This is a genomic window from Citrobacter sp. BIDMC107, from assembly GCF_001037575.1.
Taxonomy (GTDB): domain Bacteria; phylum Pseudomonadota; class Gammaproteobacteria; order Enterobacterales; family Enterobacteriaceae; genus Citrobacter; species Citrobacter freundii.
In genome coordinates, this window is sequence record NZ_KQ089848.1 from 2190092 (window position 1) to 2205431 (window position 15340).

The window sequence follows — 15340 nt, forward strand, 5'->3', positions numbered from 1 at the left end:
GCTCCATATTGTTATGTGGTGGATTACGCCAGCAGGCGGTAGCCTGGCAGGGTCAAGAAATCGATCAATTCATCAGAGGTAGTGATTTGCTCCATCAGGCGCGCGGCATCGTCAAAACGTCCGCTGCTGTAGCGGTGTTCGCCCAGCTCGTCCTGAATCACCAGCATCTCTTCGGCCAGCATCTGACGGAACAGCGGTTTGGTAACCGGCTTGCCGTTGCTGAGCGTCTTCTGGTGGTGGATCCACTGCCAGATGGAGGTACGGGAGATTTCGGCAGTGGCCGCATCTTCCATCAGACCGTAAATCGGTACGCAGCCGTTACCGGAGATCCACGCTTCGATGTACTGCACCGCAACACGAATGTTGGCGCGCATGCCTTCTTCAGTACGCTCACCTTCACAAGGTGCCAACAGTTGCTCTGCGGTAATCGGGGCATCTTCTTCACGGGTCACGAACAGCTGATTTTTGTTTTCACCGAGTACGTCGTTGAACACCGCCATAGCGGTATCTGCCAGCCCCGGATGAGCAATCCATGTGCCGTCATGACCGTTATTTGCTTCCAGCGCTTTGTCCGCTTTTACCTTGGTCAGAACCTGGTTGTTACGTTCCGCATCTTTGCTGGGAATGAAAGCTGCCATGCCGCCCATCGCGAATGCGCCACGTTTATGACAGGTTTTAATCAGCAGACGCGAATAGGCGCTGAGGAATGGCTTATCCATCGTCACCACCTGACGGTCCGGCAGCACGCGATCCGGATGGTTCTTCAGCGTTTTGATATAGCTGAATATGTAGTCCCAGCGACCGCAGTTCAGACCGACAATATGGTCACGCAGGGCGTGCAGAATTTCGTCCATCTGGAAGACGGCCGGCAGCGTTTCAATCAGCAGAGTCGCTTTGATGGTGCCGCGTGGCAGATTAAAGCGATCTTCTGCATAGCTGAACACTTCGCTCCACCATGCTGCTTCTTGCCATGCCTGCGTTTTTGGCAGGTAGAAGTAAGGGCCGCTGCCTTTTGCCAGCAACGTTTTGTAATTGTGGAAGAAATAGAGGGCAAAATCGAACAGGCTGCCCGGGATGGATTCGCCACGCCAGGTGACGTGTTTTTCCGGCAGATGCAGACCACGAACGCGGCATACCAACAGAGCCGGATTAGGTTTGAGCTGGTAAATTTTGCCCGCTTCGTTGGTATAGCTAATGGTGCCATTGACCGCATCACGCAGGTTTATCTGCCCGTCGATAACTTTGCTCCACTCAGGAGCCAGCGAATCTTCAAAATCAGCCATAAAGACTTTGACGTTCGCGTTCAGCGCGTTGATAACCATCTTGCGCTCAACAGGCCCAGTTATCTCTACGCGGCGATCCAGTAAATCATCAGGAATTCCGCGAATTTTCCAGTCACCTTCTCGAATGGAAGCCGTTTCCGAAATAAAATCAGGCAACTTACCGTCATCAATATCCTGCTGCTGCTGGATACGTGCAGCCAGAAGTTTATTGCGTTTTGGCGTAAATCTTGTCACCAGTTCAGTCAGAAACTCTACTGCTTCAGCGGTCAGAATTTGTTGCTCCTGTTCGCCACGCGGCCTGGTGAAGACCAGTTCATCGGTTGTCGTTGCCTGTTGATTCATTGCGTAGTTCCTCGTCATTGATCCAAACACATCCCCAATGCGAACGAAGGATCGTTGTGCGCTTTTCGTTCAGCACAACTAAGACTACTCATTTAAATTTCAAAATCAAAAACAATTTCCATTTTTAATTTAATTATCAATTAACCTATTGATAACAATATAAATAAAATTTAATTACACCGTGAGGTGCATTTCGGAAATAAAAAAGGCACCCGAAGGTGCCTGATTCAATATGCTGAAACGCTTAAGGATCGTCTGCTACAGAAGATTAATCCAGCGTTGGATTCATGTGACGCAGATCATATGGCGTGATCTGGTAGACGTAATAGTTGAGCCAGTTGGTAAACAACAGATTACCGTGGCTACGCCAGGTTGCCCGCGGTTTGTTTTGCGGGTCATCTTTCGGGAAATAGTTATAGGGCACTTCCGGCGTTAGGCCCGCTTCGACGTCACGAAAATACTCACTGCCGAGCGTATGGGCATCATATTCCGGATGGCCCGTCACAAAGGCAATTCGTTTATCTTTGCTGGCAAACAGGTAGGCATCTCCCTCTTCGGTTTCAGCAAAAATCTCGAGATCGGTGTAGTCGCGAATAAGCGCAGCAGGAAAATCGGCATAGCGCGAATGCGGAGCCAGGAACGCATCATCGAATCCACGCGTCAGCAGCGCATGAGGATGCAGAATATGGTGCTCATAGACGCCTGAGAGTTTGTCCGTACGGGTTTGCTTAGGAATTCCGTACAGGATATTCAGCGCGGCCTGCACCGCCCAACAAACAAATAGCGTTGAGGTAACGTGATCTTTCGCCCATTCAAGCACTTGTTGAATCTGCGGCCAGTAAGCCACGTCATTAAATTCGACCAGACCCAACGGCGCGCCGGTCACGATCAGTCCGTCAAAGTTCTGATCGCAGATATCCTCGAAATTACAGTAAAAGTTATTCAGATGCTCCGTAGGGGTGTTACGTGACTCGCGAGCATCGATGCGCAATAGCTGAACATCTACCTGTAGCGGTGAGTTAGACAGTAAGCGCAGGAACTGGTTTTCCGTTTCAATCTTCTTGGGCATCAGGTTGAGGATGAGCACCTTCAGTGGTCGAATTTCCTGACCGGAAGCGCGGGATGTCGTCATCACAAAGACGTTTTCCTCACGCAAGAAATTGACGGCGGGTAGCTCGTCCTGCACGCGAATTGGCATAACCTGATAACCTCACTACATACGTTTAAACGTTTAGACATCCAGATAGCTGAAGATACCCAGGAATCATGCGAATGTCGAGCCTGCATCCTCAAGTTGAGAAAGTTTCACGGCCCTTGCTGTAGAATAGTGCAGTAAAGATAAAAGGAGAATGCCATGCCCTTTACCATTCGTCGTTCGCGTAAGGACGAAGGCGATAAGCTCATATCTATTTGGTGTCGTTCTGTCGATGCGACGCACCATTTCCTCTCTACGGATTATCGGATTGAGCTGGAAGAGCTGGTAAGTTCATTTTTACCAGAAGCTCCGCTATGGGTTGCAGTGACAGAACAAGATGAGCCTGTCGCCTTTATGCTTTTGACCGATCAGCATATGGATGCGTTGTTTGTCGATCCGGATGTGCGTGGTAGTGGCGTTGGTAAACTGCTGATTGAACATGCTTTATCAATGGTTTCAACGCTAACGACCAACGTTAATGAACAGAATGAGCAGGCAGTTGGATTCTATAAGAAGATGGGATTTACTGTGACGGGACGGACGGAAGTGGACGATCTCGGACGAGCGTACCCGTTACTCAACCTCGTACACGGGTAGCCGTATCCGGATAACTGCTGGCGCACACCGCATCCGGCGTTTTTTTACCCCGCACACACGCAAAAAAGCCCATCCGTCAGGATGGGCTTTTTCACTTTATTTGATGCCTGGCAGTTCCCTACTCTCGCATGGGGAGACCCCACACTACCATCGGCGCTACGGCGTTTCACTTCTGAGTTCGGCATGGGGTCAGGTGGGACCACCGCGCTACAGCCGCCAGGCAAATTCTGTTATTAACCCGCTTCTCGCCGGTTAATGTAATCTGTTTCAAGCTGAATGTCGTCTCTTCGCCAAAACATCTTCGGCGTTGTAAGGTTAAGCCTCACGGTTCATTAGTATCGGTTAGCTCAATGTATCGCTACACTTACACACCCGACCTATCAACGTCATCGTCTTTAACGTTCCTTCAGGAGACTTAAAGTCTCAGGGAGAACTCATCTCGGGGCAAGTTTCGTGCTTAGATGCTTTCAGCACTTATCTCTTCCGCATTTAGCTACCGGGCAATGCCATTGGCATGACAACCCGAACACCAGTGATGCGTCCACTCCGGTCCTCTCGTACTAGGAGCAGACCCCCTCAATTCTCCAGCGCCCACGGCAGATAGGGACCGAACTGTCTCACGACGTTCTAAACCCAGCTCGCGTACCACTTTAAATGGCGAACAGCCATACCCTTGGGACCTACTTCAGCCCCAGGATGTGATGAGCCGACATCGAGGTGCCAAACACCGCCGTCGATATGAACTCTTGGGCGGTATCAGCCTGTTATCCCCGGAGTACCTTTTATCCGTTGAGCGATGGCCCTTCCATTCAGAACCACCGGATCACTAAGACCTGCTTTCGCACCTGCTCGAGCCGTCACTCTCGCAGTCAAGCTAGCTTATGCCTTTGCACTAACCTCCTGATGTCCGACCAGGATTAGCTAACCTTCGTGCTCCTCCGTTACTCTTTAGGAGGAGACCGCCCCAGTCAAACTACCCACCAGACACTGTCCGCAACCCGGATTACGGGTCCACGTTAGAACACCAGCCATTAAAGGGTGGTATTTCAAGGATGGCTCCATGCAGACTGGCGTCCACACTTCAAAGCCTCCCACCTATCCTACACATCAAGGACCAGTGTTCAGTGTCAAGCTATAGTAAAGGTTCACGGGGTCTTTCCGTCTTGCCGCGGGTACACTGCATCTTCACAGCGAGTTCAATTTCACTGAGTCTCGGGTGGAGACAGCCTGGCCATCATTACGCCATTCGTGCAGGTCGGAACTTACCCGACAAGGAATTTCGCTACCTTAGGACCGTTATAGTTACGGCCGCCGTTTACCGGGGCTTCGATCAAGAGCTTCTCCTTACGGATAACCCCATCAATTAACCTTCCGGCACCGGGCAGGCGTCACACCGTATACGTCCACTTTCGTGTTTGCACAGTGCTGTGTTTTTAATAAACAGTTGCAGCCAGCTGGTATCTTCGACTGATTTCAGCTCCATGGGTAAACCACTTCACCTACATATCAGCGTGCCTTCTCCCGAAGTTACGGCACCATTTTGCCTAGTTCCTTCACCCGAGTTCTCTCAAGCGCCTTGGTATTCTCTACCTGACCACCTGTGTCGGTTTGGGGTACGATTTCGTGTTACCTGATGCTTAGAGGCTTTTCCTGGAAGCAGGGCATTTGTTACTTCAGCACCGTAGTGCCTCGTCATCACACCTCAGCGTTAAAAAGGTACCGGATTTACCTGGAACCTCCGCCTACATGCTTAAACCGGGACAACCGTCGCCCGGCTAACATAGCCTTCTCCGTCCCCCCTTCGCAGTAACACCAAGTACAGGAATATTAACCTGTTTCCCATCGACTACGCCTTTCGGCCTCGCCTTAGGGGTCGACTCACCCTGCCCCGATTAACGTTGGACAGGAACCCTTGGTCTTCCGGCGTGCGGGGTTTTCACCCGCATTATCGTTACTTATGTCAGCATTCGCACTTCTGATACCTCCAGCAACCCTCACAGGCCACCTTCAACGGCTTACAGAACGCTCCCCTACCCAACAACACATAGTGTCGCTGCCGCAGCTTCGGTGCATGGTTTAGCCCCGTTACATCTTCCGCGCAGGCCGACTCGACCAGTGAGCTATTACGCTTTCTTTAAATGATGGCTGCTTCTAAGCCAACATCCTGGCTGTCTGTGCCTTCCCACATCGTTTCCCACTTAACCATGACTTTGGGACCTTAGCTGGCGGTCTGGGTTGTTTCCCTCTTCACGACGGACGTTAGCACCCGCCGTGTGTCTCCCGTGATAACATTCTTCGGTATTCGCAGTTTGCATCGGGTTGGTAAGTCGGGATGACCCCCTAGCCGAAACAGTGCTCTACCCCCGAAGATGAATTCACGAGGCGCTACCTAAATAGCTTTCGGGGAGAACCAGCTATCTCCCGGTTTGATTGGCCTTTCACCCCCAGCCACAAGTCATCCGCTAATTTTTCAACATTAGTCGGTTCGGTCCTCCAGTTAGTGTTACCCAACCTTCAACCTGCCCATGGCTAGATCACCGGGTTTCGGGTCTATACCCTGCAACTTAACGCCCAGTTAAGACTCGGTTTCCCTTCGGCTCCCCTATACGGTTAACCTTGCTACAGAATATAAGTCGCTGACCCATTATACAAAAGGTACGCAGTCACCCCATAAAGAGGCTCCCACTGCTTGTACGTACACGGTTTCAGGTTCTTTTTCACTCCCCTCGCCGGGGTTCTTTTCGCCTTTCCCTCACGGTACTGGTTCACTATCGGTCAGTCAGGAGTATTTAGCCTTGGAGGATGGTCCCCCCATATTCAGACAGGATACCACGTGTCCCGCCCTACTCTTCGAGTTCACAACCTGTGCATTTTGGTGTACGGGACTATCACCCTGTACCGTCGGACTTTCCAGACCGTTCCACTAACACACAAGCTGATTCAGACTCTGGGCTGCTCCCCGTTCGCTCGCCGCTACTGGGGGAATCTCGGTTGATTTCTTTTCCTCGGGGTACTTAGATGTTTCAGTTCCCCCGGTTCGCTTCATTACGCTATGTATTCACGTAATGATAGTGTGTCGAAACACACTGGGTTTCCCCATTCGGAAATCGCCGGTTATAACGGTTCATATCACCTTACCGACGCTTATCGCAGATTAGCACGTCCTTCATCGCCTCTGACTGCCAGGGCATCCACCGTGTACGCTTAGTCGCTTAACCTCACAACCCGAAGATGTTTCACTTCTGATTGCGAAAATTTGAGAGACTCGAACACACCATTTTTCATTTCTTATTACGGAGAAATGAAACAGTGTGTCGTTTCAATTTTCAGCTTGATCCAGATTTTTAAAGAGCAAAACTTCTTAATGCACTCGAAAGTACATTCAGAAGTTCATCATTCATCAGACAATCTGTGTGAGCACTACAAAGAACGCTTCTTTAAGGTAAGGAGGTGATCCAACCGCAGGTTCCCCTACGGTTACCTTGTTACGACTTCACCCCAGTCATGAATCACAAAGTGGTAAGCGCCCTCCCGAAGGTTAAGCTACCTACTTCTTTTGCAACCCACTCCCATGGTGTGACGGGCGGTGTGTACAAGGCCCGGGAACGTATTCACCGTGGCATTCTGATCCACGATTACTAGCGATTCCGACTTCATGGAGTCGAGTTGCAGACTCCAATCCGGACTACGACATACTTTATGAGGTCCGCTTGCTCTCGCGAGGTCGCTTCTCTTTGTATATGCCATTGTAGCACGTGTGTAGCCCTACTCGTAAGGGCCATGATGACTTGACGTCATCCCCACCTTCCTCCAGTTTATCACTGGCAGTCTCCTTTGAGTTCCCGGCCGGACCGCTGGCAACAAAGGATAAGGGTTGCGCTCGTTGCGGGACTTAACCCAACATTTCACAACACGAGCTGACGACAGCCATGCAGCACCTGTCTCAGAGTTCCCGAAGGCACCAAAGCATCTCTGCTAAGTTCTCTGGATGTCAAGAGTAGGTAAGGTTCTTCGCGTTGCATCGAATTAAACCACATGCTCCACCGCTTGTGCGGGCCCCCGTCAATTCATTTGAGTTTTAACCTTGCGGCCGTACTCCCCAGGCGGTCGACTTAACGCGTTAGCTCCGGAAGCCACGCCTCAAGGGCACAACCTCCAAGTCGACATCGTTTACGGCGTGGACTACCAGGGTATCTAATCCTGTTTGCTCCCCACGCTTTCGCACCTGAGCGTCAGTCTTTGTCCAGGGGGCCGCCTTCGCCACCGGTATTCCTCCAGATCTCTACGCATTTCACCGCTACACCTGGAATTCTACCCCCCTCTACAAGACTCTAGCCTGCCAGTTTCGGATGCAGTTCCCAGGTTGAGCCCGGGGATTTCACATCCGACTTGACAGACCGCCTGCGTGCGCTTTACGCCCAGTAATTCCGATTAACGCTTGCACCCTCCGTATTACCGCGGCTGCTGGCACGGAGTTAGCCGGTGCTTCTTCTGCGAGTAACGTCAATTGCTGCGGTTATTAACCACAACACCTTCCTCCTCGCTGAAAGTACTTTACAACCCGAAGGCCTTCTTCATACACGCGGCATGGCTGCATCAGGCTTGCGCCCATTGTGCAATATTCCCCACTGCTGCCTCCCGTAGGAGTCTGGACCGTGTCTCAGTTCCAGTGTGGCTGGTCATCCTCTCAGACCAGCTAGGGATCGTCGCCTAGGTGAGCCGTTACCCCACCTACTAGCTAATCCCATCTGGGCACATCCGATGGCAAGAGGCCCGAAGGTCCCCCTCTTTGGTCTTGCGACGTTATGCGGTATTAGCTACCGTTTCCAGTAGTTATCCCCCTCCATCGGGCAGTTTCCCAGACATTACTCACCCGTCCGCCACTCGTCACCCAAGGAGCAAGCTCCTCTGTGCTACCGTTCGACTTGCATGTGTTAGGCCTGCCGCCAGCGTTCAATCTGAGCCATGATCAAACTCTTCAATTTAAGTTTGATGCTCGTGAATTAAACTTCGTAATGAATTACGTATGTTCACTCAGAGACTTGGTATTCATTTTTCGTCTTGCGACGTTAAGAATCCGTATCTTCAAGTGCCCACACAGATTGTCTGATAAATTGTTAAAGAGCAGTTGCGACGCGCTTTAGCGCTCTGTCGCGAGGTGGCGTATATTACGCTTTCCTCTTTCAGAGTCAACCCTCATTTTCAGGTTTTTCTCTTCAACCGAACCGGCTGTTTGTGTGAAGTGATTCACATCCGCCGTGTCGATGGAGGCGCATTATAGGGAGTTTCCTGTGGCCCGCAACCCTTAAATTGCAGAAAAATGACTGACTGCTGCATTCCACAGCAAAACCCCGCCTTATACCCATTTACGCACAGAGTTATCCACAAACCACACGATCGTTTCTATGATCCTCTCGTTATATCAGCCTCTTTCAACAGAAAAAGAAGAGGTCAAAATCGAAAATTAAAAATTCGCGAGCGTTGCGCAAACGTTTTCGTTACAATGCCCCCGCACAACAAGGATGCCCCGTAAGGGGCGTTAGCTGAGTTTTTAGCCAAGAATTCACCTAACGCTCTCTGTAATAGTCAAATCCAGGGGATTTACCATGCAACAACGTCGTCCAGTCCGCCGCGCTCTGCTCAGTGTTTCTGACAAGGCCGGTATCATCGAATTCGCTCAGGCACTTTCCGCACGTGGTGTGGAGCTGCTGTCTACAGGTGGCACTGCGCGCCTGTTAGCGGAGAAAGGTCTGCCAGTGACCGAAGTTTCCGATTACACCGGCTTCCCGGAAATGATGGATGGACGCGTGAAGACCCTGCATCCGAAGGTCCACGGCGGCATCCTCGGTCGTCGCGGCCAGGATGATGCCATTATGGAACAACACCACATTGCTCCTATCGATATGGTGGTTGTTAACCTGTATCCATTCGCCCAGACCGTCGCCCGCGAAGGCTGTTCTCTGGAAGATGCGGTAGAGAACATTGATATCGGCGGCCCGACCATGGTGCGCTCCGCCGCGAAGAATCATAAAGATGTAGCTATCGTTGTGAAGAGCAGCGACTACGACGCCATTATTAAAGAGATGGATGCCAACGACGGTTCTCTGACCCTCGACACCCGTTTCGATCTCGCGATTAAAGCCTTCGAACACACCGCCGCTTACGACAGCATGATTGCCAACTACTTCGGCAGCATGGTTCCGGCTTACCACGGCGAAAGCAAAGAAGCCGCCGGTCGCTTCCCACGTACGCTGAACCTGAACTTCATTAAGAAGCAGGATATGCGCTACGGCGAGAACAGCCACCAGCAGGCTGCCTTCTATATAGAAGAGAATGTTAAAGAAGCCTCCGTTGCCACCGCGCAGCAGGTACAGGGCAAAGCACTTTCCTACAACAACATCGCCGATACCGATGCGGCGCTGGAGTGCGTGAAAGAATTCAACGAGCCAGCCTGTGTGATCGTCAAACACGCGAACCCGTGTGGTGTAGCAGTAAGTACCTCTATTCTTGACGCTTATGACCGCGCCTATAAAACCGACCCGACCTCCGCGTTCGGCGGCATCATCGCCTTTAACCGCGAGCTGGATGCTGAAACCGCGCAGGCGATCATCTCCCGCCAGTTCGTGGAAGTGATCATCGCGCCATCCGCCACCGAAGAAGCCCTGAAAATTACCGCAGCCAAGCAGAACGTTCGCGTGCTGGTCTGCGGCCAATGGGCGCAGCGCGTTCCGGGTCTGGACTTCAAGCGCGTGAACGGCGGCCTGCTGGTTCAGGACCGTGACCTGGGTATGGTGACCGAAGGTGAACTGCGCGTAGTGACCAAACGCCAGCCGACCGAGCAGGAACTGCGCGATGCGCTGTTCTGCTGGAAAGTGGCGAAGTTCGTGAAATCCAACGCCATTGTTTATGCCAAAGAGAACATGACTATTGGCATAGGCGCAGGCCAGATGAGCCGCGTGTACTCCGCGAAAATCGCCGGGATCAAAGCGGCCGACGAAGGCCTGGAAGTGAAAGGTTCTGCAATGGCTTCTGACGCTTTCTTCCCGTTCCGCGACGGGATTGATGCCGCTGCTGCCGCCGGTGTGACCTGCGTGATCCAGCCGGGTGGTTCTATTCGCGATGACGAAGTGATTGCCGCCGCCAATGAACACGGCATTGCGATGGTATTTACCGATATGCGCCACTTCCGCCATTAATCCACGGAGCAGACGATGAAAGTATTAGTGATTGGCAACGGCGGGCGCGAGCACGCCCTGGCGTGGAAAGCGGCGCAGTCGACAAAAGTCGAAACAGTATTTGTCGCCCCGGGCAATGCGGGCACCGCGCTGGAACCCACGCTGCAAAACGTGGCCATCGGCGTAACCGATATCCCGGCGCTGCTGGACTTTGCCCAGAACGAGAAGATCGATCTGACCATCGTTGGCCCGGAAGCGCCGCTGGTGATTGGCGTGGTTGATGCCTTCCGCGCCGCCGGTCTGAAAATCTTCGGCCCAACCGAAGGTGCCGCGCAGCTGGAAGGCTCCAAAGCCTTCACCAAAGATTTCCTCGCGCGTCACCAGATCCCAACGGCGGAGTACCAGAACTTCACCGAAATCGAACCTGCGCTGGCTTACCTGCGCGAGAAAGGCGCGCCGATCGTTATCAAAGCCGATGGCCTGGCTGCCGGGAAAGGCGTTATCGTGGCGATGACGCTGGAGGAAGCCGAAGCCGCGGTTCATGACATGCTGGCCGGCAACGCGTTTGGCGACGCGGGCCACCGCATCGTGATTGAAGAGTTCCTCGACGGTGAAGAAGCGAGCTTTATTGTCATGGTCGACGGTGAGCACGTGCTGCCGATGGCCACCAGCCAGGACCACAAACGCGTAGGCAATGGCGATACCGGCCCGAACACCGGCGGGATGGGTGCCTACTCCCCTGCTCCGGTAGTAACTGACGAAGTCCACCAGCGCACCATGGAACGCATCATCTGGCCAACCGTAAAAGGCATGGCGGCGGAAGGTAACACCTACACCGGTTTCCTTTATGCGGGTCTGATGATCGACAAACAGGGCAACCCGAAGGTTATCGAGTTCAACTGCCGCTTCGGCGATCCGGAAACCCAGCCGATCATGCTGCGCATGAAGTCCGATCTGGTGGAACTGTGCCTCGCCGCCTGTGACGGCAAACTGGATGAGAAAACCTCCGAGTGGGACGAACGCGCCTCGCTGGGTGTGGTCATTGCCGCCGGAGGTTATCCGGGTAATTACAATACCGGCGATGAGATCCACGGTCTGCCGCTGGAAGACGTCGCTGACGGTAAAGTGTTCCACGCGGGTACCAAACTGTCTGCAGACGATCGCGTGCTGACCAACGGTGGTCGCGTGCTGTGCGCCACCGCGCTGGGTAACACCGTGGCTGAAGCGCAGAAACGCGCTTACGCCCTGATGACCGACATCCGCTGGGATGGCAGCTTCAGCCGTAACGACATCGGCTGGCGTGCCATTGAACGCGAGCAACGCTAACGCGAAATTTTCGCCAGCAGCGTTTTACGCGTAATGCCTAACTGACGGGCGGCTTCCGTTTTATTGCCGCCCGTTTTTTCAAGCGCCGCCAGAATCACCTCCTTTTCGACATCCACCAGCGGTTGGATCTCGCCACTGAATTCCGTTTTTATCGGCGTCGCGGCAATCGCCATCGGCAGTTCACGTTCGGAAATATATTCCCCCGTCAGCAGCACCACCGAGCGCTCAATCGCATTTTCCAGCTCACGGATATTGCCCGGCCAGTCGTAGTGGATCAGCAGATCCATCGCCTGCGGAGTAAAGCCTTTCACCGCTTTACGGTTACGCGCGGCAAAACGCTGGAGAAAATGTTCGGCTAACAGCGGAATATCTTCCCGGCGCTGGCACAGCGCTGGCATTTCAATGGTGACGACGTTCAGACGATAGTAGAGATCCTGACGAAAGCGCCCGGCGCTGACTTCCTCTGCTAGATCGCGATGCGTAGCGGCTATCAGCCGGACATCAACCGCAATAGTCTGGTTGCTGCCAACCCGCTGTACTTCTCGCTCCTGGATAGCCCGCAGCAAACGCACCTGCATCAGCGGTGAGATATCGCCAATTTCATCAAGAAATAACGTGCCACCATCGGCTTCCACAAAGCGCCCTTCCCGGCGTTTATCCGCCCCGGTAAACGCCCCTTTCTCGTGACCAAACAGCTCGGACTCCAGCAGCGATTCATTAAGCGCCGCGCAGTTGAGCGTCACCAGCGGCTTATCGCGACGGGCGCTGCTGGCATGCAGCGCCCGGGCCACCAGCTCTTTCCCCGTGCCGGAGTCTCCGTGAATGAGCACTGTCGCATCTGAGGGCGCAACCATCGCGATTTCATTGAGCAACTTCTGCATCGCCGGACTGCTGCCAATCATGCCAAACTGCGCAGCCGACGCTGACGGCAATTCAGCGCCCATTTCCCGCGTATGCGCCAGCGCCTTTTCCAGCGTCTCCTGCAGACGGTCAAAATCCAGCGGCTTGATTAAGTAGTCCAGCGCCCCGGTTTTAAGCGCCTCAACGGCGGTCTCTACGCTGGAGAACGCCGTCATGATCAAGACCGGAATCGCCGGATTCAGCGCTTTAATCTCTTTCAGCGTTGCGATACCGTCCATCTCCGCCATGCGTACATCACACAGCACTAAATCAAATACGCGTTCGCGCACCTGTTCCAGCGCCGCTCGCCCGCTATAGGCCAGCGCGACCTCATAACCCCAGCCGCGCAGCAGCGCCTGTAAAATGGTGCAGTGGCTGATATCGTCATCTACTACCAGAATATTGATTTTTCCGCGCGTCATCCTTGTTAATCCTGTTGTTTCGCTTTGGTCGGCAGCCAAAGAGTAAAGGTCGCACCTTTGCCCTCAACGCTTGCCACCTGAATGGTGCCACCATGCTGTTCGATAATGTTCTGCACCACCGCCAGCCCGAGGCCGGTTCCGTCAGCTTTGGTTGTAAAGTAAGGCGTAAAAATGGCCTCCAGCTGTTCCGCTGCAATTCCCTTCCCGCTATCGGTAACCACAATTTTAACGCGATCGCCGCTGCTTTCATTCGCTTCAACCGTGATCGTGCCCTGACGACCAATCGCATGAATGGCGTTCAGATACAGATTCAACAAAACCTGAGTCAGTCGGTCAGGATCGGCCTGGATAGCGGGCAGCGTAGAATTGGCCGAAAAGCGGAGCTGGATTTCCCTGCTTGCCGCATCCTGACCCACCAGGTGTAATGAGTGGGTGATAACCTCATTGAGATCCACCTGTTGCAGCGTCAGATGTGCAGGCTTCACCAGCTCCAGCAGCTCGCTCACCACCCGATTTAAACGATCCGCCTCTTTTGCCATCACCTGTGCCAGCTCATGCGACTCGCCTCCTGCCGGGGTTCGCTCGGCAAAATACTTCGCCAGACCTTTGATCGATGAAAGCGGGTTACGAATTTCATGCGCCACTCCAGCCGCAAGATGCCCGAGCGCTAACAGTTTTTCTTTACGCTTCATCGCATCCTGAAGTTCTTTGTACGAGCGCTGATAGCGCTGATACCAGAAGAACGTCAGTACGGTGGCCAGCAACACAGCCGCCAGCGCACAGAGGACTATCAGTGTGTTACGCCACTCTCTTGCCTGAGTCGCTGTCAGATCGCTGGCATCAAAGGCGATAAATATGGTTTGCGCTGGGGTGATAAGCTGCCCGTCATTGCTGGCACAGCGCGCCATGCCGTGGCGTCCTGGACCATACATCGGCTGAAACTGGCGATAAATTTCCAGGGCCGGCGTTTTTTCACCATCCCTCGCTGGAATTTCAATATTCCGCCAGCTTTCTTGCTCCCCAGGACTAAGCTGTCGCAGGACATCCGGTGAATAGAGCGTTTTTCCGACCATCGCGGCATTGCTGTGAGTAATAATGACACCATGCTCATCGACGACGGCAAACCATAGCACGCCTGGTTGTACGGCCATTTCCTCCAGTAGCGTCTGCTGCTGGGCATGATGCATGCGCATCCCCATGCCTACACGCGTACCAGACTCCAGAGCGCGAATGAGCACGCTGCCTTTTTCCAGTAGCGTTTGTCGGGCGGCATCACTTTCCCGACCATAGTCCCGTATGGTCATAATCGAAAACCAGCCGACTAACATCAGGATTGCCGCCAGCAAGAGTCGGCTCAACCACTTTGCCACCGTATCCTTATAAAGACGCATACGCTCTCCCTTTACCCCACTTGTTCCTTTCATCGTTGCAGGTATACAGCAGAAATCATGCCATTTTTTCCCCCTGATAACCCTGCCCTCAGACACAAACAGCTGAAAGTACCGGGTAAAAATGACTCGCTGGCACGTTCTGGCGAGTCATTTTTACTCGTTTTCCTGCAAAGACGGCGGGTACGACGCCCGCAGGACTGGGATTGCCGCTTTGGCACGGAAGATGCAAAAGGGAATGTAAGCTAACCAACAGGAGAACGAACGATGAAACGGAACAACAAACTGGCACTGATTGCACTTTCTCTTATCGCACTGGGCTCCACCCCGGTACTGGCGCAGAATCACTGGGGATATGGTGATGGAATGCAGCAACGGGGCAGTACCCCAATGACCGCTGAGCAGCAGGCTGCCGCGCAGAAAATCTATGATGATTACTACTCCCAGACCAGCGCGTTGCGCCAACAGCTGACATCCAAACGTTATGAGTACAATGCACTATTAACGGCCAGTTCGCCGGACACGGCAAAAATTAATGCCGTTGCAAAAGAGATGGAAGCGTTGAATCAGTCTCTGGACGAGCAGCGTGTTAAACGCGATGTCGCAATGGCGCAGGCTGGCGTGCCACGTGGCGCGGGAATGGGCTACGGCGGATGCGGCGGTGGCGGTAACCATCGCGGCGGCGGCCATATGGGAATGGGTCACTGGTAAA

9 protein-coding genes and 3 rRNA genes are annotated in these 15340 nt (G+C 53.3%); 5 read left to right on the forward strand and 7 right to left on the reverse strand.

Annotated elements, in window-relative coordinates; translation table 11 throughout:
• Positions 1-23: 23 nt before the first annotated feature.
• Positions 24-1625, reverse strand: a complete 1602-nt coding sequence (aceB, locus tag SK39_RS10130) for a malate synthase A (protein WP_032948287.1) — start codon at positions 1623-1625, stop codon at positions 24-26.
• A gap of 268 nt (positions 1626-1893) precedes the next feature.
• On the reverse strand, positions 1894-2823 hold the full coding sequence (gene metA, locus SK39_RS10135) for a homoserine O-acetyltransferase MetA (RefSeq protein ID WP_003841431.1): 930 nt from the start codon (positions 2821-2823) through the stop codon (positions 1894-1896).
• A gap of 156 nt (positions 2824-2979) precedes the next feature.
• Here metA and SK39_RS10140 point away from each other — a divergent pair, with 156 nt between their 5' ends.
• Positions 2980-3417 carry an acetyltransferase gene (locus SK39_RS10140; RefSeq protein WP_032938238.1) on the forward strand — a complete coding sequence of 146 codons (438 nt, stop codon included), beginning with the start codon at positions 2980-2982 and terminating at the stop codon, positions 3415-3417.
• A gap of 105 nt (positions 3418-3522) precedes the next feature.
• Here SK39_RS10140 and rrf read toward each other — a convergent pair.
• The 3 genes from rrf to SK39_RS10155 all read right to left on the reverse strand — a co-directional run bounded on the left by rrf (position 3523) and on the right by SK39_RS10155 (position 8402).
• Positions 3523-3638, reverse strand: a 5S ribosomal RNA gene (rrf, locus tag SK39_RS10145).
• Positions 3639-3728: 90 nt separating this feature from the next.
• Positions 3729-6635, reverse strand: a 23S ribosomal RNA gene (locus tag SK39_RS10150).
• A 225-nt stretch (positions 6636-6860) separates the two neighbouring features.
• Positions 6861-8402, reverse strand: a 16S ribosomal RNA gene (locus tag SK39_RS10155).
• The 16S, 23S and 5S rRNA genes sit together here, the layout of an rRNA operon.
• A gap of 621 nt (positions 8403-9023) precedes the next feature.
• Between SK39_RS10155 and purH the strand changes: the two genes are divergently transcribed.
• Both purH and purD read left to right on the forward strand, forming a co-directional pair.
• Positions 9024-10613: a bifunctional phosphoribosylaminoimidazolecarboxamide formyltransferase/IMP cyclohydrolase gene (gene purH, locus SK39_RS10170; protein WP_032937289.1), complete on the forward strand. Its 1590-nt coding sequence runs from the start codon at positions 9024-9026 to the stop codon at positions 10611-10613.
• A 15-nt stretch (positions 10614-10628) separates the two neighbouring features.
• Positions 10629-11918 carry a phosphoribosylamine--glycine ligase gene (gene purD / locus SK39_RS10175; RefSeq protein WP_032937288.1) on the forward strand — a complete coding sequence of 430 codons (1290 nt, stop codon included), beginning with the start codon at positions 10629-10631 and terminating at the stop codon, positions 11916-11918.
• Here purD and zraR read toward each other — a convergent pair.
• Both zraR and zraS read right to left on the reverse strand, forming a co-directional pair.
• Positions 11915-13240 carry a sigma-54-dependent response regulator transcription factor ZraR gene (gene zraR / locus SK39_RS10180; RefSeq protein ID WP_032937287.1) on the reverse strand — a complete coding sequence of 442 codons (1326 nt, stop codon included), beginning with the start codon at positions 13238-13240 and terminating at the stop codon, positions 11915-11917. The two genes, purD and zraR, sit on opposite strands and share 4 nt — an antisense overlap.
• 5 nt (positions 13241-13245) lie before the next feature.
• Positions 13246-14631 (reverse strand): two-component system sensor histidine kinase ZraS, encoded by a 1386-nt coding sequence (zraS, locus tag SK39_RS10185; RefSeq protein ID WP_032937286.1) that lies wholly within the window; start codon positions 14629-14631, stop codon positions 13246-13248.
• A gap of 57 nt (positions 14632-14688) precedes the next feature.
• On the opposite strand from zraS, the gene SK39_RS10190 reads away from it, so the two are divergent.
• The gene (locus tag SK39_RS10190; protein ID WP_032937285.1) at positions 14689-14877 is read left to right on the forward strand and encodes a hypothetical protein; all 189 of its coding nucleotides are present in this window, start codon (positions 14689-14691) and stop codon (positions 14875-14877) included.
• 18 nt (positions 14878-14895) lie between these two features.
• Entirely contained in the window at positions 14896-15339 is a 444-nt protein-coding gene (gene zraP, locus SK39_RS10195) for a zinc resistance sensor/chaperone ZraP (protein ID WP_003842009.1), read from the forward strand.
• The last annotated feature ends 1 nt before the right edge of the window (position 15340 follow it).